The sequence below is a fragment of the Kribbella sp. NPDC023972 genome (assembly GCF_040639075.1).
In the GTDB taxonomy this organism is placed as follows: Bacteria; Actinomycetota; Actinomycetes; order Propionibacteriales; family Kribbellaceae; genus Kribbella.
In genome coordinates this window covers 131,479-155,119 of record NZ_JBEZZH010000009.1, presented here as the reverse complement: position 1 = coordinate 155,119, position 23,641 = coordinate 131,479, and the positions used below count along the sequence as shown (strand labels likewise).

At 69.1% G+C, this 23,641-nt stretch carries 21 protein-coding genes; 2 read left to right on the top strand and 19 right to left on the bottom strand.

What is annotated here, in order from left to right; translation table 11 throughout:
• Window positions 1-15: 15 nt before the first annotated feature.
• Complete coding sequence (locus AB0F43_RS30270; protein WP_360484357.1) at window positions 16-1,224, bottom strand: acyl-CoA dehydrogenase family protein; 1,209 nt, start codon at window positions 1,222-1,224, stop codon at window positions 16-18.
• Window positions 1,224-2,531, bottom strand: a complete 1,308-nt coding sequence (locus AB0F43_RS30265) for an acyl-CoA dehydrogenase family protein (RefSeq protein WP_360484354.1) — start codon at window positions 2,529-2,531, stop codon at window positions 1,224-1,226. Before AB0F43_RS30265 ends, AB0F43_RS30270 begins: the two co-directional genes overlap by 1 nt.
• A 63-nt stretch (window positions 2,532-2,594) precedes the next feature.
• Here AB0F43_RS30265 and AB0F43_RS30260 point away from each other — a divergent pair, with 63 nt between their 5' ends.
• Window positions 2,595-3,671, top strand: a complete 1,077-nt coding sequence (locus AB0F43_RS30260; protein ID WP_360484351.1) for a methyltransferase domain-containing protein — start codon at window positions 2,595-2,597, stop codon at window positions 3,669-3,671.
• Here the strand turns inward: AB0F43_RS30260 and AB0F43_RS30255 are convergent, their stop codons facing one another.
• The 13 genes from AB0F43_RS30255 to AB0F43_RS30195 form a co-directional block, all read right to left on the bottom strand.
• Window positions 3,672-4,919 (bottom strand): DUF6596 domain-containing protein, encoded by a 1,248-nt coding sequence (locus tag AB0F43_RS30255; RefSeq protein ID WP_360484348.1) that lies wholly within the window; start codon window positions 4,917-4,919, stop codon window positions 3,672-3,674.
• Window positions 4,920-4,976: 57 nt separating this feature from the next.
• A complete protein-coding gene (locus AB0F43_RS30250; protein ID WP_360484345.1) occupies window positions 4,977-5,384 on the bottom strand; it encodes a TIGR03668 family PPOX class F420-dependent oxidoreductase in 408 nt (135 codons plus the stop codon).
• A gap of 1 nt (window position 5,385) precedes the next feature.
• A complete protein-coding gene (locus AB0F43_RS30245; protein ID WP_360484343.1) occupies window positions 5,386-6,978 on the bottom strand; it encodes an NAD(P)/FAD-dependent oxidoreductase in 1,593 nt (530 codons plus the stop codon).
• Window positions 6,979-6,988: 10 nt separating this feature from the next.
• Entirely contained in the window at window positions 6,989-7,816 is an 828-nt protein-coding gene (locus AB0F43_RS30240) for a CoA ester lyase (RefSeq protein WP_360484340.1), read from the bottom strand.
• Complete coding sequence (locus tag AB0F43_RS30235) at window positions 7,817-9,004, bottom strand: CoA transferase (RefSeq protein WP_360484337.1); 1,188 nt, start codon at window positions 9,002-9,004, stop codon at window positions 7,817-7,819. It abuts the gene before it with no gap.
• Window positions 9,001-10,989, bottom strand: coding sequence for an SUMF1/EgtB/PvdO family nonheme iron enzyme (locus AB0F43_RS30230; RefSeq protein WP_360484334.1), 1,989 nt, complete (start codon window positions 10,987-10,989; stop codon window positions 9,001-9,003). The genes AB0F43_RS30235 and AB0F43_RS30230 overlap by 4 nt, the downstream gene beginning before the upstream one ends.
• Window positions 10,986-11,924 carry a ribokinase gene (locus AB0F43_RS30225; RefSeq protein ID WP_360484331.1) on the bottom strand — a complete coding sequence of 313 codons (939 nt, stop codon included), beginning with the start codon at window positions 11,922-11,924 and terminating at the stop codon, window positions 10,986-10,988. Before AB0F43_RS30225 ends, AB0F43_RS30230 begins: the two co-directional genes overlap by 4 nt.
• The gene (locus tag AB0F43_RS30220) at window positions 11,914-13,206 is read right to left on the bottom strand and encodes an ADP-ribosylglycohydrolase family protein (protein WP_360484328.1); all 1,293 of its coding nucleotides are present in this window, start codon (window positions 13,204-13,206) and stop codon (window positions 11,914-11,916) included. Before AB0F43_RS30220 ends, AB0F43_RS30225 begins: the two co-directional genes overlap by 11 nt.
• Window positions 13,207-13,265: 59 nt before the next feature.
• The gene (locus AB0F43_RS30215) at window positions 13,266-14,399 is read right to left on the bottom strand and encodes an ADP-ribosylglycohydrolase family protein (protein ID WP_360484325.1); all 1,134 of its coding nucleotides are present in this window, start codon (window positions 14,397-14,399) and stop codon (window positions 13,266-13,268) included.
• A complete protein-coding gene (locus tag AB0F43_RS30210) occupies window positions 14,399-15,682 on the bottom strand; it encodes a sugar ABC transporter substrate-binding protein (RefSeq protein ID WP_360484322.1) in 1,284 nt (427 codons plus the stop codon). Before AB0F43_RS30210 ends, AB0F43_RS30215 begins: the two co-directional genes overlap by 1 nt.
• Before the next feature lie 22 nt (window positions 15,683-15,704).
• Window positions 15,705-16,538 (bottom strand): carbohydrate ABC transporter permease, encoded by an 834-nt coding sequence (locus tag AB0F43_RS30205; RefSeq protein ID WP_360484319.1) that lies wholly within the window; start codon window positions 16,536-16,538, stop codon window positions 15,705-15,707.
• On the bottom strand, window positions 16,535-17,458 hold the full coding sequence (locus AB0F43_RS30200) for a sugar ABC transporter permease (RefSeq protein ID WP_360484316.1): 924 nt from the start codon (window positions 17,456-17,458) through the stop codon (window positions 16,535-16,537). The genes AB0F43_RS30205 and AB0F43_RS30200 overlap by 4 nt, the downstream gene beginning before the upstream one ends.
• 115 nt (window positions 17,459-17,573) lie before the next feature.
• Entirely contained in the window at window positions 17,574-18,563 is a 990-nt protein-coding gene (locus AB0F43_RS30195; protein WP_360484313.1) for a LacI family DNA-binding transcriptional regulator, read from the bottom strand.
• A gap of 386 nt (window positions 18,564-18,949) precedes the next feature.
• Between AB0F43_RS30195 and AB0F43_RS30190 the strand changes: the two genes are divergently transcribed.
• Window positions 18,950-19,879, top strand: a complete 930-nt coding sequence (locus tag AB0F43_RS30190; RefSeq protein ID WP_360484311.1) for a hypothetical protein — start codon at window positions 18,950-18,952, stop codon at window positions 19,877-19,879.
• A 219-nt stretch (window positions 19,880-20,098) separates the two neighbouring features.
• Here AB0F43_RS30190 and AB0F43_RS30185 read toward each other — a convergent pair whose 3' ends face one another.
• The 4 genes from AB0F43_RS30185 to AB0F43_RS30170 all read right to left on the bottom strand — a co-directional run bounded on the left by AB0F43_RS30185 (window position 20,099) and on the right by AB0F43_RS30170 (window position 23,609).
• Entirely contained in the window at window positions 20,099-21,007 is a 909-nt protein-coding gene (locus AB0F43_RS30185; protein WP_360484309.1) for a zinc metalloprotease, read from the bottom strand.
• Between the two features lie 75 nt (window positions 21,008-21,082).
• The gene (locus AB0F43_RS30180) at window positions 21,083-22,033 is read right to left on the bottom strand and encodes a potassium channel family protein (RefSeq protein WP_360484721.1); all 951 of its coding nucleotides are present in this window, start codon (window positions 22,031-22,033) and stop codon (window positions 21,083-21,085) included.
• Window positions 22,005-23,120, bottom strand: a complete 1,116-nt coding sequence (locus AB0F43_RS30175; protein WP_360484307.1) for a GNAT family N-acetyltransferase — start codon at window positions 23,118-23,120, stop codon at window positions 22,005-22,007. The genes AB0F43_RS30180 and AB0F43_RS30175 overlap by 29 nt, the downstream gene beginning before the upstream one ends.
• Window positions 23,121-23,210: 90 nt before the next feature.
• The gene (locus tag AB0F43_RS30170; protein ID WP_360484304.1) at window positions 23,211-23,609 is read right to left on the bottom strand and encodes a hypothetical protein; all 399 of its coding nucleotides are present in this window, start codon (window positions 23,607-23,609) and stop codon (window positions 23,211-23,213) included.
• Window positions 23,610-23,641 lie beyond the last annotated feature (32 nt).

Here is a 23,641-nt window from a genome sequence, read left to right as displayed (position 1 = left end):
CCGTTGCAGAAAAGGCTACTTGAGCTCCGCTGAAGTCTTCCCGAGGAGTCTCCGAGCGACGATCAACTGTTGGATCTGTTGGGTTCCCTCGAAGATGTCCAGGATTTTTGAGTCTCGGGCCCACTTTTCGAGGAGGTGGTGTTCGGAGTAGCCGAGGGTGCTGGTGAGTTCTATGCAGCGGAGGGTGATGTCGTTGGCGGTGCGGCCGGCCTTGGCTTTGGCCATGGAGGCCTGGAGGGAGTTGGGTTGGCCGTTGTCGGCCATCCAGGCGGCTTGCAGGGTGAGGAGGTAGGCGGCCTCCCAGTCTGCTTCCATCGTCAGGTACGTCGCTGCCGCCGCCGGCTGACGGTGGACCGGACGGTCGTAGTCCACGTCCACACCCGCGTCCGACAGGAGTTCCCGGGTGAGTTCCAGTGCGGCGCGGGCCACCCCGACGGCCATCGCGGCGACCAGCGGTCGTGTGTTGTCGAAGGTCTGCATGACGCCGGCGAAGCCTTTGTCGGTGTCGATGTCGGGTGAGCCGAGCAAGTTGGCCGCCGGCACCCGGCAGTTCTCGAAGCGGATCGTCGCGGTGTCGGACGCGCGGATGCCGAGCTTGTGCTCGAGCCGTTCGACCGTCATCCCCGGGGTGTCCTTCGGTACGACGAACGACTTGATCGCGGCCCGTCCCAGCGACTTGTCCAGCGTGGCCCACACCACGACCGCGTCACAGCGACCGCCCGCGGTCACGAAGATCTTCTCGCCGTCCAGCACGTACTCATCGCCGTCGAGCCGGGCCGTCGTCCGGATGTTCGCCGAGTCGGATCCGCACCCGGGCTCGGTGATCGCCATCGCGGCCCAGACCCCCTCGAACCGCCGGAGCTGCTCGTCCGACGCCACCGACGCGATCGCCGAGTTGCCGAGCCCCTGTCGCGGCATCGACAGCAGCAACCCGACATCACCCCAGCACATCTCCATGACCGACAACACCGAGGAGAGGTTCGATCCGTTCACGACACCGTCGTCGCCGGACGCAGTACGTCGTACGCCGGAAGCACCCGCCCCCGAACCGGTGCCCGAGGCACCTAATCCGTCCACCATCGCGGCGAGCATGTCCAGCTCGACCGGATAGGCGTGCTCGGCCAGGTCGTACTTGCGCGAGTTCGGCCGCAGCATCTCCGCCGCGACCTGATGCGCCTGGTTGACGAAGGCCCGGAACTTCCGTGGGGTCTCGAGGTTGATCATCAGGCCAGCACCGCACCTTCCATCACGCCGATGGCCCGCAGGTCGCGGTACCACCGCTCCACCGGATGCTCCTTCACGAACCCGTGCCCGCCGAGCAGCTGGACGCCGTCCGTCCCGATCTGCATGCCCTTGTCGGTGCACAGCCGCCGCGCGAGCGCGACCTCGCGGGCGAACGGAAGCCCTTGTTCCGCGCGCGATCCGGCCCGGTAGGTGACGAGCCGCATACCCTCCAGCTCGATGCCGATGTTCGCGACCATGAACGCGACCGACTGCCGGTGACTGATCGGCTCACCGAAAGCGAAGCGAGAGTTCACGTACGGCGTGACGTAGTCGAGCACAGCGCGCGCCGTACCGAGGGACAACGCACACCACCCGAGTCGAGAGAGCCGCACACACTCGGCGTAGTCCTCCAACGACCCCAGCTGCACAGCCGGCACATCCTCGAGGATCACCCGGCTGAGCGACGCCGCGCGCAACCCCATCGACGGCTCGGCCTCGATCGTCACACCGGGATGCTCCGACTCGACCAGAAACAGCGCCGGCCCCTGGTCCTCCAGCTGCGCCGCGATCACCAACAGCTCCGCCTCGGCACCACGGGGCACCAACGACTTCACGCCGTTCAGCCGGCCGCCCGAAAAGGTCGTCCACAACGAAAACGGATCGAACAACGGCCGCGGTTCGAGAATCGCCAGCGCGGCCGCCGGCACCGACGACCCGGTGAAGGCCGGCAAGTACGTCGCCTGCTGGGTCTCGTCGCCCCACAGCGAGATCGCCGTACTCACCGCCGCCGGCGCCAGGCACGCGACCGCCTGCCCCAGGTCGCCGTGCGCCATCGCCTCGGCCACGAGTACGCCGGTCATCGCGGACCGCTCGGTGACGATGCCGCCGAGCTCCTCCGGTACTTCGATCAGACTCAAGCCGAGGTCCGCGGACGACGAGAGCACCCGCGGCTCGGTCGCGCAGGCCGTGTCCGCGTCGGCGGCAGCGGGACGCAGTACCTCGGTAGCGAACTCCCGGACGACGTCGACCACCATCTGCTGGTCCTCGGTCGGCGTCAGGTCGAACCGCCCGGTGCCGCGCGCGGCGGGCAATCGCGAGGGCTGGGCCAGCTTGGACGCGGCGGTGAACCGGCGGGTCAAGGCACCGGCCGTCCGGAATCCGGTCTTGGTGGCCTCGAACACCACCCGCTCGGCCGGCTTCCGCAACCCGAACCGGTCGATCGCCCGCGAGGTCGCGAGCCGGTTCAGCAACGCCACCCCGACCCCGATGGCGTCCCGCCGGCCCTTGGCTCGTTCCTGAAGGCTCATACCCGCTACTGTAAACCGAAGTTACAACTCAGGTCACGTGACGCGGGCCACTACGATCCCTGCATGGGTACGACGGGCGACAGAACCCAAGCGCTGGCCGACCGGCTGCTCCGGAACGCCGGAGCGGCCCTGGAGCTCTACACGATCTACATCGGCGAACGGCTCGGGCTGTACCGGGTGCTCGCGGAGCACGGCCCGGCGACCTCCGCGGAGCTGGCCGAGCGCACCGGCACCGCGGAGCGCTACCTTCGCGAGTGGCTCGAGCATCACGCCGCCAGCGGACTGCTCGACGTCGACGACACCGCGGCGGAACCCGACGTACGACGGTTCAGCCTGCCGCCCGAGCACATCCCGGTCCTGGCCGATCCGGATGACGTCCGCTACCAGGCCCATCAGGGTGTGGAGATCGCTCGCGCCGGGCGACGGTTACCCGACCTGGTCGAGGTCTTCCGGACCGGAGACGCACCGCCTCCGCTCGCCTGGGAGCCAGAAGGCCGGGCGGAGTGGAACCGTCCGCTGTTCCTGAACCTGCTGGCCAGGGAGTGGCTGCCGGCCATCCCGGAGATCGACCGCAGACTTCGCACCGATCCACCGGCCCGGCTCGCCGACGTGGCCTGCGGCACCGGATGGGCAGCCATCGCCATCGCGCAGGCCTATCCCCGGGTCACGGTCGACGGGTACGACCTCGACGAGGACGCCATCGCCGCGGCGCGCGACCACGCCGAGGAAGCCGGCCTTGCCGATCGAGTCCACTTCTCGGTCGCGGATGCCGCCCAGCTGGCCCAGACCCCCGGCTACGACCTGGTGACGATCATCGAGGCCCTGCACGACATGACCCGGCCGGTCGAGGCGCTTCAGGGCGCGCGATCGATGCTGGCCGAGGGCGGGACCGTCGTGGTCGTCGACGAGCTCGTCGAGGACGAGTTCACCGCACCGGCCCCGGACCTCGAGCGGTACCACTACAGCTGGAGCGTCCTGTCCTGCCTGCCGGACGCGATGGGTGACCCGCAGACCGCGGCGACCGGAGCGGTGATGCGCCCGTCCACTCTCCGCCGCTACGCCACCGAAGCGGGCTTCCGCGACGTGCAGGTCCTGCCGATCGTCAACGACTACTTGCGGTTCTACCGACTGATCCCCTGATCAAAGCGGTGAACTGGGCGAGATCGCGGCGGCTTTGGCGGTCAGGTAGCGCTGCTCGGGCAGGCTCGTCGTACGGCGTGCCGCGGCCAGGTAATGCTCATGCGCTTTCGCCAACTCACCGGCCCGCTCGAAGAGATGAGCCCGTACGGCGTCCAGCCGGTGTGTCTCGGTGAGGTTCTTGTCGTCGTCGAGCGTGGCCAGCAGGTCGAGACCGGCCTGCGGACCTTCTACCTGGGCCAGGGCGATCGCCCGGTTCAGCGTCACCATCGGATTCGGCGCCAGTTTCTCCAGCAGGAGATAGAGGGCGAGGATCTCGCGCCAGTCGGTCTCCTCGGTACTCGGCGCCTCGGCATGGATCGCCGCGATCGCGGCCTGGAGCTGGTACGGACCGACCGCGCCCTGGGAAAGGGTCCGGAGGATCAGTGCGACTCCTTCCTCGATCTGCCGGCGGTCCCACCGCGTCCGGTCCTGCTCGTCGATCGGGATCAGGCTCCCGTCGGCCGTCGTCCGCGCCGTACGACGGGAATCCGTCAGCAGCATCAACGCGAGCAGGCCGGCCACCTCACCGTCGTCGGGCAGCAGGTCGTGCAGCATCCGGGTCAGCCGGATCGCCTCGGCGGTCAGCTCGACCCGCTGCAGCTCCTCGCCCGAACTGGCTGTGTAGCCCTCGTTGAAGATCAGGTACAGCACCTGCAGCACCACCCGCAGCCGGTCGGCCCGCTCCTCCTCCGGCGGCATCACGAACCGGCTGCCGGCCGCCTTGATGCTCTTCTTCGCCCGGCTGATCCGCGGCGCCATCGTTGCCTCCGGCACCATGAACGCGCGGGCGATCTCCGCCGTGGTCAGACCGCCGACCGCGCGCAGCGTGAGCGCGACCTGTGAGGCCGGCGTGATGGCCGGATGGCAGCACAGGAAGAGCAGCGTGAGCGTGTCGTCAGCATCCGGCGGCGCGTCCACATCGGCGCCCGGGGAAACCAGCTCCTCCGGCCCGGCCATCGCCGCGACTGTGTCCTCGCGCCGCCGCCGGGCGTTCTCACTGCGGAACTGGTCGGTCAGCCGCCGGGTGGCGACCGTGATCAGCCAGCCCCGCGGGTTCGCCGGTACGCCGTCCACCGGCCACTGCGTCGCGGCCGCCAGCAAGGCCTCTTGTACGGCGTCCTCACACAAATCGAACTGCCCGTACCGCCGGGCCAGGAACCCCAGCACCTGCGGCGCCAACTCCCGCAGCAATCCCTCTCCGTCACCCACCGCAGTCCTCCCACCGAACTTCTCCCCACCCACCCTAGGCCCGTGCCGCATCGGGACTCAGGTGTAGGACCAGCCGGACCAGTTGTCCACCTGTACGGCGATCATCGGCCCGCGCGGCGGGTCGGCTTCGTACTGCGGGTACTTCGCCCGCAACAAGTCGACCGCCGCCGGTGCCTCCGGCAGCACGCGCGCGACCCCGTCGATCCGCACCCACCACAGATGCGTCCAGTCCTCGTCGTACTCGTCGACCAGGATCGCGACCCGGTCGTTCGCCGCGATGTTCCGCAGCCGCTTCAACGCGGTCGTCGTCTTCGGCTTCCGATCGATCCCGACGAACACCTCGTCCCCGTGCACCGCATACGTCACCGGTACGACGTGCGGCCGCAAGTCGGCCCCGACGGTCGCCAACCGCCCAACCCGCGCCGCGGTGACTCGAGCCCTGCAGTTGGCTTCGTCGAGTCGCACGTCAGCGCTGGAGGTGGCGGAGGGCCGCGGTGGGCAGGGTGCGGGTCAGCGGGCCGAGGAGGGAGGCGTCGCGGAGGGCCGTTCGGGCGGCCAGGTGACCGCAGGCGCCGTGGACGCCGCCGCCGGGGTGGATCGCGGAGCTGCCGAGGTAGAGGCCGGAGACGAAGGTGCGCGGACTGCCCAGGCCGATGGTCGGGCGGAACACCAGTTGCTGCTGCAGCTGCATGGTGCCCCCGCCGACGGCGCCGAGACCCAGGGACGGGTCGGCGGACTCGAGGTCACTCGGCCGCTGGACGTCGCGGTCGATGATCAGCTCGGTGAAGCCCGGGGCGTACCGCTCGATGGCCCGCTCCATCCGGTGGGCCTGCTTCGCCGCGGACTCGTCGTCCACGATGCCGCGCGGCAGGTGCGAGTACGCCCAGACCGCCTCGGTCCCTGCCGGAGACCGGGACGGGTCGGACTTGGTGGTCTGCCCGATCAGCAGGAACGGCTGCGACGGCAGCCGGCCGGTGTCCAGATCGGCCGACAGGTGGACCAGGTCGTCCGCCGTCCCGGCCAGGTGTACGACGCCGGACGACCGCGCCTCGGCGGACCGCCACGGGATCGGCCCGCTCAGCCGGAAGTTCACCTTGACGGTCGGGTGGTCCCACTGGAACCGCTCATCCAGGTCCCGCCGCAACCCGGCCGGTATCGTGGCGCTCGGCAACAGCTGCTGGTACAGCATCGGCGCGGACGTGTCGGCGACGACGGCGCGATTGACCACGACCGTCTCACCCGTCGCGGTCCGTACGCCGGTCACGCGGCCGGACGACACCTCGATCGCGGAGACCGGCGTACCGGAGACGAGCAGGGCGCCGGCGCGTCCGGCTCGGCGTACCAGCGCGCCGGACAACGCGCTGGATCCACCGGCGGCGACCGGGTAGCCGACATCTTGCGCCAGCATGACGAGCAGCCAGCCCATGGTGCCGCTGACGGCGCCGGACAGCGGCGCGTCGGCGTGCAGCGAGTTGCCTGCGATCAGAGCCGGGCCACGCTGCCCCTCGAACAGCTCCTGGCCCATCCGGTGCATCGGCATCGCCATGAACCGCGCGAACCGCAGCAACTCCCCCACCGAACCCAGCTTCCGGGCCAGCTTGATCCCCGGCACGATCGGCGGCCACGTCGTCAGCAACGCCTGCAGCAGCGGCTCCCGGATCTCGACGTACTGCTGGTAGAGCCGCAACCACGTTTCGCCGTCACCGGGGTGGTCGGCGCCGATCGACTTGGCGGTGTCCTCGGGGTCCGGATGGATGGCGACCGAGCCCCCCTCTTCGTCGAGGAGATGCACCAGCGGCAGCGGAGCATAGGCCCACTGGAGACCGTGCTTCTCCAGCTCGAGCGCGCGCAGGACCGGCGAGGCCACGCCGAGCGGGTAGTTCGAACTGAAACGGTCGCTGATCCAGCCATCGCTCTCGGTCGACCGGACCGCACCACCGAAGGTCTCCGCGGCCTCCAGCACCAGCACGTCCCAGCCGGCGTCGGCGAGGGCGATCGCGCTCACCAGCCCGTTCGGCCCCGACCCGATCACCACGGCATCAACACTGCGCGGGAGCATGTCTATGACCTTAGCCCTGCCGGGCTTCTATCTCTCGCATCAGGGTGGCGACCTCGCGGGCGCGGCCGACCATGGCCGGGTCGGCCATCCGGCCGTCAGGCAGCACGATGACGCCGCCGTCGGCTACCCCGGCCTTCTCGACCGCCGCGAGCAGGGCCTCGGCCTCGGCCACCTGTACGGCGGACGGCGTGAAGCTCTCGACGATCGCGGCCAGCTGTCGCGGATGGATCGCTGTCCGGCCCACGAAACCGAGCGCCCGCCCTTCGAGACAGGTACGGCGCAAGCCGTCCTCGTCGTTCACATGCGGGTACACCGACATCATCGGCGCACCCAGTCCGGCGGCGCGCGACGCCGACACGAGCCGGCCCCTCGCCCACGCCAGACCGTCCGGACCATCGACGCCGAGTGAGCTCTGCAAGTCCGCCTCGCCCAGCGTGATCGCGACCACCCGAGGGTCCGCCGTCGCGATCTCGAACGCCTTCTCCAGACCCAGCGGTGACTCGATCAGTGCGGTGATCCTTGCCGATGGCACCTGTTCCAGTACGGCGTGGACGTCGGCCGCACTCTCCACCTTCGGCAGCCGGATCCGGATCCGCGGGACCGCGGCGACAGCGGCCAGGTCGTCCTCGATCCACGGCGTACCCGGCGCGTTGACCCGGACCTCCACCGGCCCCGCGGCGTTGGCCGCGATCCATGCCACCGCCCAGCCCCGCGCGTCCGCCTTGTCCCCGACCGGAACCGCGTCCTCCAGGTCGAACACCACCACATCGGGGCCTGCGGCAACTGCCTTCGCAAACCGGTCCGGCCGGTTCGCCGGAACATACAAGGCAGTCAGCACTCAGACCACGCCGGCTTCGCGCAACGCCGCGAGTTGCTCGGGCGTCACGCCGATCTCCGCGAGCACCTCGTCGGTGTTCGCACCGTGCGGCCGGCCGGCCCACCGGATCGACCCCGGCGACTCCGACAGCCGGAACAACACGTTCTGCATCTGTACCGGTCCCCCGAGCTCCTCGTCGTCCACGGCAACGATCGTCCGCAGTGCGGCGTACTGCGGATCGGTCATGATGCCGCGGATGTCGTGCACCGGCCCGACCGCGGCCTCCGCCTTCTCGAACTCCGCCATCACCTCGTCCAGCGGCCGTTCGGCGATCCACGAGCCGACCGCCTCGTCCAGCTCGTCCGCATGTTGTGCCCGCTCCCGCCCGGTCGCGAACCAGGGCTCGGCGACCAGATCCGGCCGGCCCACCAGCGTCACCACCCGCTCGGCGATGCTCTGCGAGCTGGTCGACACCGCGACCCACCGGCCGTCCGCGGTCCGGTAGACGTTGCGCGGCGCGTTGTTCGACGAGCGGTTCCCCAGCCGCGGCTGGACGTACCCGGTCTGCTGGTACGCCGTGATGCCGCCGCCGAGCATCATCAGGATCGGCTCGATGATCGCCAGGTCGATCACCTGGCCCTGACCGGACCGATCGCGTTCATGCAGCGCGACCATCACGGCGTACGCGGTCGCGAGGGCGGTGATCCCGTCGGCCAGCCCGAACGGCGGCAGCGTCGGCGGACCGTCCGGTTCACCCGTGACGGCGGCGAACCCGCTCATCGCCTCCGCCAGCGACCCGAACCCGGGCCGGCGCGACCACGGCCCGACCTGACCGAAGGCGGTCACCCGCGCGATCACCAGCCGCGGGTTCGCCTCGAGCAGCACGTCGGGACCGAGACCCCAGCGCTCCAGCGTCCCCGGCCGGAAGTTCTCGATCAGTACGTCGTTGTTCCGCACCAACTCGAGGAAGACGTCGCGACCGCGGGACAGGTCGAGGGTCGCCAGCCGCTTGTTCCGGCCGAGCGTCTTGAACCACAACCCGACGCCGTCCTTCGAGGCACCGTGCGTCCGGGCCGCGTCCGGTCGGGCCGGGTGCTCGATCTTGGTGACGTCGGCCCCGAAATCAGCCAGGAACGTCGCTGCCAGCGGCCCCGCGAACAGCGTCGCCGCCTCCAGCACCTTCACACCGTCAAGTGGAGCAGCCCTCATCCCGCGACCCTGAAACCGATGGTCTCGGAGCGATCGAGACCACCACCGGTCAATACCAGCTTGAAGCTCACCTCGGGTTCCTTCGGCCCGCCGTCGGCGTACCAGTCGGAGCCCTCGGCCGTGTAGTGCGAACCACCCTTGAGTATGCAGAACCGGCTGCGGCCGTCCCGGTGCTCACTCTCGGTCAGGTTCCACACCAGTGGCTCGGCGCGGGTGAACTCGTCCAGCCCGGCGGCGACCTGCCACTCGTCCTCGGTCGGCAACCGCCCGCCCCGCCAGGCCGCATACGCCCGCGCGTCCGGCAGGTCGACGTACGTCACCGGCTGGTCCTCGGTCCCGGCGACGGGTGCGCCGTCGACCCAGTGCTGGAGGAAGCGGTTCGCGATCCGCGGCCGGTAGCCGGTCGCCTGGAGGAACTCGGCGAATTCACCGTTCGTCACCTCGGACACCGCGACCGAGATCTCCGGGAGCGTCACCTCGCGCCGGACGGTCCGGATGTCGTGCAACCGTGGCGGCAGCGGCTTCCACTCCTCCACGTACGGCGCCTGGTCGTACAGCCCGGTCTCACGCCGCCGGTGCCGGACCGTCAACGCGTGCTCCCCCGCCGGTACGACGACCGCCGGGCCGATGGAAGCCTCACCCGAGACAGCCGGGACCGGCAGCCGCTGGGCCGGTGCGGCCGGGAACGACGAGTCCTTGACATGCGGCCGTGGCAGAGTGCCCAGCCGCCGAGCCGTCGCCCGGCAGTTGGGCCCGGCGGTGGCGCCGACCCGGACGATCCCGGTGACACCCCGCCCCGGCACGACCAGGTGGACCCCCTCGTCGTCGGCCGTGATCGGTACGCCGGACGTCACGTCGTACCAGTCACCGACCTGGTCCTCGGAGCGCAGCACGATGCCCTCGAAGTCCTGCTCGTCGCGGTTGATCAGCGTCCAGAAGGTGATGTCGGCCAGGTCCCAGCGGGAACCGTAGATGCCGTGGTCCCTCGCCTTGTCCGGGACCTCCGGGGTCAGCTGGATCCAGTCGCCGTTGAGCAGCACCGGGGCGAACGCCCGCTGGGCGGCGACCATCCGGCGCAGGGTCGCCCGGTCGCGCGCGTTCCAGCCGACCCAGGACGAGAAGACCGACTCCCAGACCAGCATGCCGACGCCGTTCACCCAGGCGGACTGCAACTCGTCACTGTGGTCGCGGTTCCAGCGGCGGGTGTGGTGCATCATGTGCCGGCGCTCGAACAGGTGCGCGCGCAGGACGCCGGGGGCCCTGGTGTCGGCGAACCACTGCGCCCAGGACAGCGCGTGGTCCCCGATCCTTGCCATCGGCAACCGTGACTCCCCCTCGAGGGCGATCGCCGGGTTCGCCTTGAGCAGCGCGCGGGCGAAGGCCGGGTCACCCTCCTTCAGCGTGTCCAGGAAGACACCGTCGACGGCGTAGTCGGTGACCAGCGCGGCGAACTCCTCGGCGTCGGAGCCTGCGGCCCGGCGCGTGCCGACGTCCCACGGGTTGTAGTCGAAGAACACCTTCAGCCCGAGCCGGTGAAGGTCGTCGACCAGCTCCCGCAGCCTGGGTACGTCGCGGTAGAAGTCGAACTGGTTGCGCGAGTCGATCCCGATCACCGGGTAGGCGTGCCAGAGTACGACGGCGTCGTACCCGCCGAAGTCGTCGATCCCGTGCTGGACGAACTTGTCCGGCGTGAACTGCCCGGTCTCGGCGTCGTACAGCTGGTCGTCCCAGAGCCAGACCAGCGCCACCGAGTACGCCGTCTGGGTCCACTCGCGGCCGGGGACCTCGTAGTGCGAGCCGTCGTACGGCGTCCGGTCGTAGGCGCCGATCAACCACTCGGCGAGCTTGCCGCGCCACCGCGGCAGGTCGGCCGGGTCCTCCGGCGCGCCGAGGATCTTGGCGTCGTCGAGGAAGGCCAGGTCGGCCCGGAGCCCCAGGTCCACCTTGGCAGGCAGATCGATGGGCCGCGGCTCGAGCGGATTCACAGGTACACCTCCGCATAACGCGCGTCGATTGCATCCCCGTGAGGCACCGAGGGAATCGCCCCCGCGGCCTGAACACTCAATGAAGCAGCAACGGTAGCGCGTCGGACCGCATTCGTCAGGTCGCTTGCCGTGATCGAGCCGGCAACCGGTCCGCTCGCTGATGCGGCAGCCAAGGTTGCCGCCAGCACCCCGCAGAACGTGTCACCCGCCGCCGTGGTGTCGACCACGTCGACCGGCACACCGGGGACGGAGATTTCGTCACCCTCCCGGGTCAGGACCACCGCACCGGCAGCGCCAAGCGTGACGACGGCCGCCGGGACCCGCTTGAGCAGCGCGGACCGATCGGCGCCGGCGATCAGCTCGGCCTCGGACTCGTTCACCACCAGCAGGTCGACCCCGGCGAGCAACTCGTCGGGCAGCTCGGCCGCCGGAGCAGCGTTGAGGATGAAGTACGAGCTCGTCGCGGCCGCCTCCTGCACGGTCGCGAACGGGATCTCCAGTTGGGAAAGGACGATTTTCGCCCTGGCCACGGCCCGGCTCGCCACCTCGGACAGGCTCAGCTCGCCGTTCGCACCCGGTGCGACCACGATTGCGTTCTCCCCCGAGTCGTCGACCGTGATGATCGCCGTACCGGTCGGGGTGCCGGCCGAGGACGAGACCAGGGACAGGTCGACACCGGCGCCGGCCAGCGCGTCGCGGAGCAGATCGCCCGCGTCGTCCACGCCGAGTGAGGCAACGATTGCAGTTCGTGCGCCCGCACGGGCGGACGCGACCGCCTGGTTCGCACCCTTGCCGCCGGGTCCGCGAGTCATCACTCCCGCCAGGACCGTCTCGCCAGGGCGTGGGATCCGCTGGACCGGGAGCACCAGATCCACGTTCGCACTACCTACAACGACCACGTCCGGGACCACATCCTGGACCACGTCAGGCTCCACCCCGCGACACCTCCACAGTCCTCGCAGCCAGCTCGTCGATCGCGATCTGGTTCATTCCCGGCAGGCTCGTGGCCACCCGGTTGTCCAGTGGTGTGGACCACTCTGCCGGAACCCCGCGGACGGCGCCAAACACCGCACCGACGGTGGCGCCGACCGAGTCGGTGTCCCACCCGCCCATCACCGCGCGACCGATCGCATCGGTGAAGCTGGACGCGGTCAACGCGTACGCCGTCAGTGCGGTGTTGTTCACCGCGTGCACCCAGTGCAGGTCGCCGTACTCGCCATGCAGAGCGTCGAGGGCCTCGTCCAGCTCGGTATCCGCCAGGGCCAAGCCGAAGCGGACCGCTTGTGCGATTGCGCCATTCGCGGCGATCACGTCGAGCCCGGCGACGGCCACCTCTCGTGGGTCGTCCAGCACCATCGCGGACGCTGACATCGCAGCGACCCAGAGGGCGCCGTCCACCCCAGCGCCGGTGTGGCTGAGTCGTGCATCGACCAGCGCCAGCCGAGCGGCTGCCGTCCGGTCGCCCGGGTGCGCCCAGCCGTAGGCGTCCGTCCTGATCTGCGCGCCGATCCACTCGCGGAACGGGTTGCCGACCACGGCGGCTCGCCCAGGCTCGACCCCTTGGAGAAGGTTGCGATAGGCAACGCGCTCGGCGGTGAACACGCGGCCGGCGGGCAGGTCGTTCAGCCAGGCCTGTGCGACGTCGTCCGTGGTCAGCGCCGCGCCGTGCCGCTCCAGCAGCTGCAGAGCCAGGATGGCGAAGTTGAGATCGTCGTCCTCGGGCATCCCGTCGATGTTCTCGCGCAGGCTGGTCGGTTTCGACCGCCGGTTCCACGGCCAGAGCTCCTGCAGCTCGTCCGGTACGCCGACGGCGGTGATGTACTGCTTGAGCGGCCACTGGCCCGAGCTCTGCAGAATCTGCCGGATGCCCTCACGCGGGATCTTCTCCACCGGCTTGCCGAGCAGGTTCCCGGCAGCACGGCCGAGCCACGCGTTGAGCACCCGTTTGTCGTCGCCCGCACCGAGGACCGGGACCTCAGGGACGGCCGGTTCCAGCCAGCCGGGCGACCGCCGGTCCAGCTCGTCCATCAGCTCGCGGGCGAGCGAACGCAGCTCCGGCGACGCGGGCTGATCCGAAGCGCCCGAGGCCGGCGCCTCCGTCGTACCACCGGCCGCGAGCCAGCGCTCCTCGACATCGGCGACGTCGGCACCTTCGGCGAGGGACTGGATCAGTTGATGTGGCAGCAGATCCTCCGGCTGCACCCAGGTCAGTCTCATCCGGGTCCTTTCTTCCCTTGTTGCAGCAGGCGAAACGCGTCTCTGGCAGGTCGTGACACTCAGACCAGTGCGTCCAACGCGGCTGTACGGCGAGCCCATCGCTCGGCGTCGGCCGCGCGGATGTCCTCGGCCACGGAAGCCATCACCTGACCGGGCCGCTCGAGGTCGGTCTTGCTCGCCGCGGCGATGTCCGCCGCCCAGTCCGCCGGTACACCGGCCAGGCCGCTGAGCGCACCGGTGATCGCACCGGCCATCGACGCGATCGAGTCCGCGTCCCGGCCATAGTTCGTGCCGCCGAGGACGGCACGTCGTACGTCGCCACCGGACACCAGGACGAACCCGAGCGCGATTGGGAGCTCCTCGATCGACTTGGTCCGGCTCGGCCGGCGCGCGTCGAGCGACTGGTCCCGGTAGTCCGGGCCGACCGTGTCGAAGGGCTCGATCGCCCGCCGCAGCAGCGGAATCGCCTGCTCCCAGTCGATGATCCCGTCGGCCGCGTCGGCCACTGCCTCGACGGCCCTCCGAGTGCCGTCCCTGGCCAGCTTCAGCGCGGCGTCCACCGCCGACGCGGCGGTGGCGTCTGGAACCATCGCAGCGGCGACGGCGGCCGCGAACACGCCGGCCGCCTCCCGCCCGTAGCTCGACTGGTGCGCGCCCGCGACGTCGATCGCCTCCGCGTAGGCGCCGTCCGGATCGCCTGCGTTGGCGATCCCGACCGGTGCCATGTACATCGCCGCACCGCAGTTGACGATGTTGCCGACGCCGGCCTCCCGCGGATCGACGTGCCCGTAGTGCAGCCGGTGGACCAGCCACTTCTCGGCCAGGAACACCCGGTGCAGCAGCAGCGCGTCGGTCTCCAGCTCGGGCACCCACCGGCGCCCGCTCAGCATCTTCGGCACCAGCAGCTCCGCGATCGCGTACGCATCCAGGTGGGTACGGCGCTCGTCGTACACCTCGACCAGCGCGTGCGTCATCAACGTGTCGTCGGTGATGTGCCCGTCACCCTTGTGGTACGGCGCGATCGGCCGGGCGGTGCGCCAGTCGTCGTACCAGGGACCGACGATGCCGGTCACCCAGCCGCCGTGCCGCTCCCGGATCGCCTCCGGGGTCCAGCCCTCGACGGCACCACCGATCGCGTCACCGACCGCGGAGCCGACGAGGGCGCCAGTTGCCTTCTCCTCCAGCAGGGACATCAGCTGTTGACCTGGCCCCATCCGTCACTCAGTTTCTTGCCCAGCGTGGCCAGATCGGTCTTGTTCGCCAGGAACTCCTGCAGTGCCGGCGTGGCGATCTGGTCCTTCCACTTCGGGTAGTTCTCCACACTCTGGAACGGCGCCTTGGTCAGCTCGTTGCCGCTGGCCAGCGTCTGCTGCCAGCCGTTCTTGCCGCCGGTCGACTTCAGGATCGCGTCCCGGGCCGCCTGGGTGGTCGGGATCAGCCAGTCGCCCTGACCGACGGCGGCCAGGTTCTCGGCCTTCATGAAGTAGTCGATGAACTTGGCGGCCTGCTCGATGTGCTTGCCCTCGGCCGGGACCGACAGCGTCTGCGGGTTCGCCGCCTGCTTGGTGCTGGTGCCCTTCAGCGGCGGCAGCACCTCCCACTGGAAGCCCTTCGGCGCCTGCTCCACCATCTGCTGGGCGGCATAGTTGCCACCGACCACCATCGCGTACTTGCCGGCGAAGAAGCCGGGCAGCACGTCGGAGCCGCTCTGGGTCAGCGAGGTCGGCTCGATCGACTTGTCCGTGTAGGCCATCGCGTGGATCCGCTTCGGCACCTCGAGCTCGGCATCGCCGATCTTCGCCTTCGCGTCCCGCCCGGACCCCTCGAAGAACTGCGCGTCGAAGTTCATGCCCAGGTTCAGCACGGTCGCGGTCGGGCTCTTCAGACCCCAGCCGAGACCGTACTTGCCACCGGCGGTCAGCTTCTGGGCGTCCGCCTGCAACTGGTCCCAGCTCAGCGAGTCACCGGTCGTGGTGATCCCCGCCTGCTTGAGCAACGCGGAGTTGCCGAACACGACGTACGACTGCAGCAGCGTCGGCGCCGCCCACACCTTGCCGTCGCTGGACACCGTGTCCCAGACGCCTTGCGGTACGGCGTCCTTCGTCTCCTGGCTCAGGTACGGCGACAGGTCGGCCAGGTAACCCTGGTTCGCGAAGCCGGTGATGTCGGCGGACTCGTCGTGGATGATGTCCGGCGCCGTACCGCCCTGGAACTGGGTGACCAGCTGGTCGTGCACCGAGTCCCAGCTGCCCTGGACGTACTCGACCTGGATGTTCGGGTTGGCGGCGTTCCAGTCCGCGACGATCTTCTTGGTCGCGGCGACGGTGGTCTTCTGGAAGGCGAGGCTCTGGAACTTCAGCGTCACCTTCTCGTTCGACGAACCGGAGTCGCCGGAGCCGGTGTCGTCGTTGCCACCGCAGGCCGCGAGCGTCACCAGGGCGCCGGCCGCCAGCAGGGCGGTCACTACTTTCTTCATGGTTTCTCCTCAGGGGATGGGGCTAGCCCTTGACGGCGCCGCTCAGCAGGCCGGACGTAAGCCTTCGTTGCAGGAAGGCGAAGAAGACAAGGCTCGGCACCGTGGCCAGGACGGACGCGGCCGCGAGTGGACCGAACTGGACCTGGCCCTCGGCCCCGACGAAGCGGGCCAGGACCAGCGGCAGCGTCTTGAGCTCCGGGTCCTGCAGCAGGACCAGAGCGAAGAAGAACTCGTTCCACGCCGAGATGAAGGTGAACATCGCGGTCGCGATCAGCCCGGGTCGCAGCAACGGCATGACGATCGACACGATCGTCCGCAGCCGCCCGGCCCCGTCCACCGACGCCGCCTCCTCCAGCTCGCGCGGTACGGCGGCGACGTACCCCTGCAGCATCCACAACGCGAACGGCATCGACCAGACCATGTAGACGATCACCACACCGGGGATCGTGTTGGTCAGGTGCAGCGGCCGCAGGATCATGAACAGCGGGATCACGATCAGGATCACCGGGAACACCTGGCTGACCAGGATCCAGCCGTTGGTGACCGGCCGCAGGCGGCTGCGGAACCGGGCCAGCGCGTACGCGACCGGCAGCGACACGATCAGCACCAGGATCGTGCTCGCGACCGAGATCTGCAGGCTGTTGCCCATCGACCTGACCAGGCCTTGTTCCTCGAGGGCGGCGGTGTAGTTGGAGAAGTCGATGTCCTTCGGGAACAGCGACGGGGTGATACTGGCGAACTCCTGCGGCGACTTCAGCGAGCTGGAAATCAGCCACAGCAGTGGGAAGCCGAGGAAGATCAGGTAGACGAGGACGGCGGCGTACTGCAGGACGCGGGCGACGGGACGTGTTCTCATGCTTGGCTCCGCAACCGGTTCCGCAGGTAGAACCCGAGGAACACGATGATGATCACGACCATCACGTCACCCATCGCGGCGGCCATGCCGAAGTTCCCGTACCGGAACGCCTCGTTGTAGGCGAACAGCATCGGCAGCATCGTCTTGCCGCCCGGGCCGCCGGCGGTGAGCACGTAGACCAGGCCGAACGAGTTGAAGTTCCAGATCATGTCCAGGCTGGTGATCGCCACGATCACGGTCTTCAGCTGCGGCAGCGTGATGTTCCAGAACTGGCTCCACGCACCCGCGCCGTCCACCGCGGCCGCCTCGTACAGCGACCGGTCGATCCCCTGCAGACCGGCCAGCAGGGTCACCGTGGTCATCGGCATGCCGACCCAGATACCGACCACGATCACCGCCGGCAACGCCGTACTGAAGTCGCCGAGGAAGTTGATCGGCTGGTCGGTCAGGTTCAGCGTCCGCAGCACCTCGTTGACCGGGCCGTTGGTCGGGTGCAGCAGCAGCCGCCACATGATCGCGACCACCACCGGCGGCATCGCCCACGGGATCAGCGCCAGCGTCCGGGCCACGCCGCGGAACCTGATGTTCGTGTTCAGCAGCAGCGCCAGGCCGAGGGCGGCGACGAACTGCAGGATCGTCACCGACAGGGTCCAGATCACGCCGATCCGGAACGACGACCAGAACAGGTCGTTCTGCAGCAGCTTCTCGAAATTGCCGAACCCGATGAAGTTGGTATCAACGTTCAGGCCGGCGCGGGCGTCGGTGAAGCCGAGCGCGATCCCCCGGACCAGTGGGTAGACGGAGAGCAGCAGGACGGGCAGCAGCGCAGGCAGGAAGAGGAAGATCGCCTCCCGGTTCTGCTTGGGCCGACCGGTGTGCTTGACCGGGGTTTCCGGCGGCGCCGCGACGGTCGCGGTCATGGGGCCTCCCGGCCTGGACTGAGGAGCGGAGGGAGCGAAACGACTGGAGCGACGAGGGAAGGGCGGGAGTCAAAGCCCCATGACCCGCCGCGCGGCAGCGCGGCATTCAATACGGTCATGGCGTGGACTTCCGCACACTGAGGGACGGCTGTACGACGATTCGCCGCGGCGCCCGGCCGCTGTCCTCGATCCTTGCCAACAGCAACTCCGCCGCCCGCCGCCCCCGCTCCGCCGAGCCCAGATTCACACTCGTCAACGGCGGAAAACTCTGCTCAGCCAACTCACTGTCATCCATCCCCACCACAGCGACGTCCCCCGGCACCGTGAGCCCGCGGGCGGCCAGCTCGTGCATCACGCCGACCGCGAGCAGATCATTCGCGCACATCACCGCGTCCAGGTGTTGTTCGCCCAGCAGGTCGGGGGCTGCGGCTCGGCCGGCGGCGAAGGTGAAGTCGGTTGCCTCGGCGGCCGCGACCGGTTGCAGGTCGTGTGCCTTCAGGGCGTCGGCGAAACCTTTGGCACGGGCTGCGCCGGGCACGGTGTCGGCCGGGCCGTTCAGGAAGGCGATCCGGCGGCGGCCTCGGGCGACCAGGTGGTCGACGGCGAGCATGATGCCTTTGGGCGAGTTCGCGCGGACCGTGTCGACGCCGGCTTTGGCCGGGACGTTACCGGCGACGACGACCGGGACCTCGCACTCGCGGATCGACTTGATCAAGTCCTCGTCGACGCGAAGCGGGCTGATCACCAGGCCGTCGGCGTACCCTCGCGCCATCCCCCGAACCAGCGCGACCTCGTCCACCACGTCCGGCCCGGTCGTCGTCACCACCAGGCGATAGCCGGCCGCCGAGACCACTTCCTCGACCGCCCGCATCATCGTCACGTACACCGGGTTGCCGACATCCGCGACGGCCAGCGTGAGCTGGAACGTGCGCCCGACCTTGAGCGACCGGGCCCGCGCGTCCGGCACGTACCCGAGTTCCTCGACCGCCCGCTGCACCCGCTCGACCATCTCCTCGGTGGCCGGCAGACCGTTCAGCACACGCGACACCGACGCCACCGAGACCCCGGCTGCCCGGGCCACTCCAGCGATCGTCGGACGGCTCACGCCCGCCTCCTGTAATCGTTCTTGTAATCGTTTACAGCCCAGACGATAAAGCGCCCCCCGGCACCCGTCAACACCCGAGAGCATCGACTGTGAGGAGTCGGCCGTTGGAAAACCTTTGCATCCGGCACACTCCCCACAGTCGACGGCTTTTCGGACGTCGCAGTACGGTCGACCACCCTGCTGGCGGGATGCGGCACGGTGGCTTCGGTGGGCGGATAGGTGGAGCACGCTGGCTTCGGTGGACGGGTACGGGGAGCACGCTGGCTTCGGTGGACGGATATATGGAGCACGGTGGCTTCAGTCGCGGGAGGGCTGTGGACAGGGATCAGCATGGGGTCGGTGATATGAGGCAAGGTCAGGGGATGGGGCATGTCTCTAGGTGGCCGATGGCCAAACGACGGAAGGATCTGCTCGCCGCTGGGGTTACCCGGGCACAGTTGGAATCTGCGCCCTGGGTTTCGCCGCATTTCGGCTACCACCGATCGGCGCAGGTCAACGACTTGGTCAGGCAGCGCATCCTGGATGCGGTTGCTGTCATGCCGTCTGGCGATGTGGTCGGTGGCTGGGCTTCGGCGTACCTGCAAGGCGTGGCCTACCTAGACGGCGGCTGGGGACGCACGATTCGGGGGGATGTGCGGGTCGGCGAACCTGTACTCCTCGTGGTCCCGCCCGAAACTGTGGTGAACCGGGTGGGCATCACGACGCTACGGGCGACTCTGCAACCGGACGATGTGGTCGAGTGCCACGGTGTCAGCTGCACGACGGGCACCCGGACGGCGTACGACCTGCTCCGACTGGCGCCAAACCTGACCGAGTCCGTCGTCGCCGGCGACTGCATGCTTCATGCCGGACTCACCGATTCCAGCGCGATCTCGGCGTACGCCATCAGTCATCCAGGCCGCCGAGGCATCCGGCGGCTCCGCGAGGCGCTGCCGCTACTGAACAGGATGGCCGCCTCTCCACCGGAATCGAGGCTCAGGATGCTGTGCCGGCAGGCGGGCCTGCCTCCGCTCGAGGTGAACGTACCGGTGTTCGACGCCGACGGAACCTTCCTCGGCATCGTCGACCTGCTGGAACCGATGGCCGGTCTCGGTCTCGAGTACGACGGCGCCTACCACCGGGATCTCGGGCAACACACCGCGGACAATCATCGCGAGGAGGGTCTCGAACGCAGCGGATTGACGATCGTCCGGGTGACGTCATTGGACATGGAGAACGAGCAGACTCTGCTCAGCCGGATCCGTCGCGCTCATCAAGCGTGCTTGATCACTACACCCATCGCCGCCCGATGGACGTACCACCGCCGGACCGCGTGAGCAGGTTCGCGCCACGGAGGCTTCACTCGCGGGTTGCCCGGAGGCGGAACATCGAGTGCGGCGAGTGTGTCGTCCGAAAGCCCTTGCCAGCGGCAAAGTCCTCACACTCGATGAACTGACCGCACGGTGGCTTCAGTCGCGGGTCCGGTGCGGTGAGGTTGCCGGTCGGCGGCAGCCCCGATCTGGTCACGGGCGCTGCCGCCTGCCGCCGTACTGTCCTTAGCCCCGGTAGAGGAGCCACGCGTCGGCCATGCGTTGGGACTGGCCGGGGGTGAACTCGGTGTAGCAGGAGTCGTAGGAGTAGTCCATGTAGTTGTGGATCGGGTCCAGGCCGGGTGCCTTGCAGGTGTCCTTGCCTTCGGGGCAGCCGCTCGTCGCGGTCTTCTGCGCGGGGGTGTCGTCGACGTAGTCGCCGTGAGGGCTGCAGCCGCCGTAGAAGGTGTGTTCCAGGTTGAGCCAGTGACCGACCTCGTGCGTGCCCGTCTCGCCCTGGTCGTAGCGGCCGGCGTACGTGGTCGACGTACCCGGCATGGACTCCCAGTCGACGACCACACCGTCGAGATAGGCCTGTCCGGGCTTCGTCACGATGTCGGGCAGGTACGCCCAGCCGAGGTAGGCGCCCGCAGTGGTCGAGTAGTAGTTCAGCGCTCCCGGTCCCCCGGTGTGCAGCGCCTGCTTCATGCTGTGCTCGTTCGTGCCACCGGGGTTCGCGTAGAACCAGGCCGCGTTGTCGGTCCGGGTCACTCCCGCGAGCCGGAAACTGAAGCCGGTCCGGTCCCCGCCCTCACCGCCGGCGAACGTGTTGTTGAGCACGCTGATCTGTGCGCTGATCTGGGCTTCCGTCACCGAACCGATCGCTCCGTCGGTGACCACATGGAAGTACACCGGTACGGTCGTCTTGAACCCAGGCCCCGCCTTCCCCTTGGCCGAGGCCGGCAGATCCTGATGCACCTCCCCGAGGTCCGGCTCCCGCAGCGGTCCACCGCGCGCCGAGGCACCGGCTTCCTCCGGCCCGCACGGCGCGGTCCACTCGTTACCCGGCGAGATCGCCTGGCTTTGCGCCGCAGTCGTTCCCGAACACACCATCAGCGCGACAGCGGCGATGCCGGCCGGCTTCTTCCACCACATAACCCCTCACCCCTCCGGCGGGATCCGTCCCCGCCTGTTCCGAGGTAAGCACTCGAGGCCCGGCGGTGGAAGAGTTCACTCCTCCTCGTCGTCGGCGCCCGGACGTTCGGCCCAGGGCGTCTCCTTGGCCGGGCGGACCACGATGAGTTTGTCGCCCGCGGCAAGGACCGAGACGCTGGAGTCGTAGTACCGGTGCACTCTGCCGTCGCGGACGACCGAGACGACACGGTCCGCCACCGCCGAGGGCGGCTTGCCGACCTCGCGGCCGAGGACGGGTCGTTCGGCCACCTCGAGGCCCTCGCCGTACGTGAGCAGGTCCTCCATCACCTCGCCCAGGTTCGGGCTGACCGCCGACAGGCCGAGCAGCCGGCCGACCGCCTCCGATGACGTGACGACCGCGTCGGCGCCGCTCTGCCGCAGCAGCGGGACGTTGTCCTCCTCGCGGACCGCGACCACGATGTGCGCGTCCGCGTTCAGCTGCCGGATCGCCAGCGTGACGAGCACCGCCGCGTCGTCGCGATCGGTGGTGACGATCACCTCGCGGGCCGTCATCACCTCGGCCCGGCGCAGCACCGTCCGATTCGTCGCGTCGCCGTGGAAGGCGGCCATCTGATCGTTGCCCGCGTCACCGATCGCCTGCGCGCGCGGGTCGATCACCACGATCTTCTCGCGCTTCACCCCGTTGCTGATCAGCGTTTGCACGGCCGACCGGCCCTTGGTGCCGTAGCCGACGACGACAGTGTGGTCCTTCATGCGCTTCCTCCATCGCGTGTCGCGCATGATGCGACGACCTTCGGTTGCCAAGACTTCCAGCGTCGTGCCGACCAGCACCACCAGGAACGAGATCCTCAGTGGGGTGACGATGAAGGCGTTGACCAGCCGCGCCGTCGGTGTCACCGGCGTGATGTCGCCGTACCCGGTGGTCGTCAGGGTAACGGTCGCGTAGTAGATCGCGTCGATCAGGCCGACGCTGCCGTCGTAGTTGTCCGTGTACCCGTCACGGTCGACCACCACGATCAGCACCATCGTCGTCAGCAGTCCCAGCGCGACCAGGAACCGCAGGAACAGCTGGAAGAGCGGCGAGCGCGTGCTCGCGGGCATGTTGACCAGCAGCCCGTGCGGGTTGCGACCGATGGGAAGGGGTGGCACGAGACTGACGATATTGCACCGGCGGCCGATCCACCGCATGCGACAGGCTCTGGTCGGACAGGGCGACGGTGACCGTCAGGTTGTCGCCGTCCTGGACCACCCGGGTCCGCATCCGCAGGCCCTCGATCGTGCGCAGCATCGCGATGTTCTCCGGCTGGACCACGCAGACCGCCCGGTCGGCGCCGAGCCCGCGCGCCTCGCCGATCAGCCGGCGCAGCAACCGCGACCCCAGGCCCTGTCCCTGCCACCCGTCCTCGACCAGTACGGCGACCTCCATCGTCGTACTGCCGAACTCCTCCCAGGGCGCTGCCGTGGCCATCCCGATGACGGCGTCACCGACGGACGCCACGATCGAGATCCCGCCGGCCGGTGCGGCCAGGTGCCGCGCGGTCCGAGTGGTCAGCTTCGGCATCGGCACGTGATAGCGCCGGGTTCGACTCTCGTACGAGCACCGCTCGTGCATGGCGACGACAGCCTCGGCGTCTTCGACCGTCGCCTTCCGCAGCTCCGGTACGCCGCTGCCCGGGCGCGGCCCTTCCACCACAGTCCCGTGAAGGCGCTCGGCCAGCCGGCCGGCGATCTCCACGAGTACGTCGGCCCGCGCCCACTCGGCCGGGGTGTACTCGTCGAACCCCTGCAGGTTGCCCAGCTCCTCGTCCACGGACACCGGGTCGTCGATCAGCCGCAGTACGGCACGCAGGTAGCGGGTCGGCGCGTCACTCAGTACGTCGGCCTGGCACGGACGAACCGTCGTACGGACACACCCCGCCGCGGCGACCAACGCGGTCAGATCGGCCGCGGTCCAGCCGACCCCGGTGGAGACCACCAGCTCGTCGATGGCGCCGGTCTCGGCGGTGAACACTTCCAGGCTCAAGATGTTGATGTCGTCCGCACCACACCGTGCAGCGAGTTCGGCCAGCGCACCGGGCCGGTCGGCGAGTTCGGTCCTGATCTTCCAGAGCATGCGGACGCCCTCCCTCGTGGAAACGTCCTCCCACTGTCCGTCAGCCCTGTTGCCCGGCCGGGTCCGGGATGTTACGCCCGCGTCAACCTTTCAGCGCCGGCGCATCTTCGGCAGCCGAGGGCCGATCTTCGGCTTGCGGGCGGCCAGCACGACAGCAGGCTCGCGCTTGTCCAGGTCGGCGTGCCGGAGCAGCTCCGGATAGGTGTTCGGCGGCACCGGCGGGTACGTCGTGACGATCGCGTCACCACTGAAGACGAAGAAGACCGCCTGACCGTCCCGGATGACCTTGAGCAAAGACCCCTCGCGAACCGTCAGCGCATGCTCGACCGCCTTCTTCCGGGCGGTCCGTTTCGCGACTGCCGCCTGCACCGCCTGCTGAGCGGGTTCACGGCCGTGCTTGATCGCCTCCACGGCGAGCGGCCCGTACCGCACGCCGTACTTGACCAGATTCTTGGCCAGTCGTCCACGCCCACCACCAACACCTGCCATACCCCTCAGCGTACTGACCGCAGCGGCCACAC

Coding starts and splice junctions, on each gene's coding strand:
- AB0F43_RS30245 (WP_360484343.1), bottom strand. CDS start 6,978: ATGCTCCCGCGCAGTGTTGATGCCGTGGTGATCGGGTCGGGGCCGAAC.
- AB0F43_RS30235 (WP_360484337.1), bottom strand. CDS start 9,004: ATGAGGGCTGCTCCACTTGACGGTGTGAAGGTGCTGGAGGCGGCGACG.
- AB0F43_RS30180 (WP_360484721.1), bottom strand. CDS start 22,033: ATGGTGCTGATCGTGGTGGTCGACCGTGACGGGTACACGGACAACTAC.
- AB0F43_RS30270 (WP_360484357.1), bottom strand. CDS start 1,224: ATGATCAACCTCGAGACCCCACGGAAGTTCCGGGCCTTCGTCAACCAG.
- AB0F43_RS30185 (WP_360484309.1), bottom strand. CDS start 21,007: ATGTGGTGGAAGAAGCCGGCCGGCATCGCCGCTGTCGCGCTGATGGTG.
- AB0F43_RS30210 (WP_360484322.1), bottom strand. CDS start 15,682: ATGAAGAAAGTAGTGACCGCCCTGCTGGCGGCCGGCGCCCTGGTGACG.
- AB0F43_RS30200 (WP_360484316.1), bottom strand. CDS start 17,458: ATGACCGCGACCGTCGCGGCGCCGCCGGAAACCCCGGTCAAGCACACC.
- AB0F43_RS30215 (WP_360484325.1), bottom strand. CDS start 14,399: ATGTCCCTGCTGGAGGAGAAGGCAACTGGCGCCCTCGTCGGCTCCGCG.
- AB0F43_RS30175 (WP_360484307.1), bottom strand. CDS start 23,120: ATGCTCTGGAAGATCAGGACCGAACTCGCCGACCGGCCCGGTGCGCTG.
- AB0F43_RS30170 (WP_360484304.1), bottom strand. CDS start 23,609: ATGGCAGGTGTTGGTGGTGGGCGTGGACGACTGGCCAAGAATCTGGTC.
- AB0F43_RS30265 (WP_360484354.1), bottom strand. CDS start 2,531: ATGAGCCTTCAGGAACGAGCCAAGGGCCGGCGGGACGCCATCGGGGTC.
- AB0F43_RS30220 (WP_360484328.1), bottom strand. CDS start 13,206: ATGAGACTGACCTGGGTGCAGCCGGAGGATCTGCTGCCACATCAACTG.
- AB0F43_RS30190 (WP_360484311.1), top strand. CDS start 18,950: ATGGCCAAACGACGGAAGGATCTGCTCGCCGCTGGGGTTACCCGGGCA.
- AB0F43_RS30260 (WP_360484351.1), top strand. CDS start 2,595: ATGGGTACGACGGGCGACAGAACCCAAGCGCTGGCCGACCGGCTGCTC.
- AB0F43_RS30205 (WP_360484319.1), bottom strand. CDS start 16,538: ATGAGAACACGTCCCGTCGCCCGCGTCCTGCAGTACGCCGCCGTCCTC.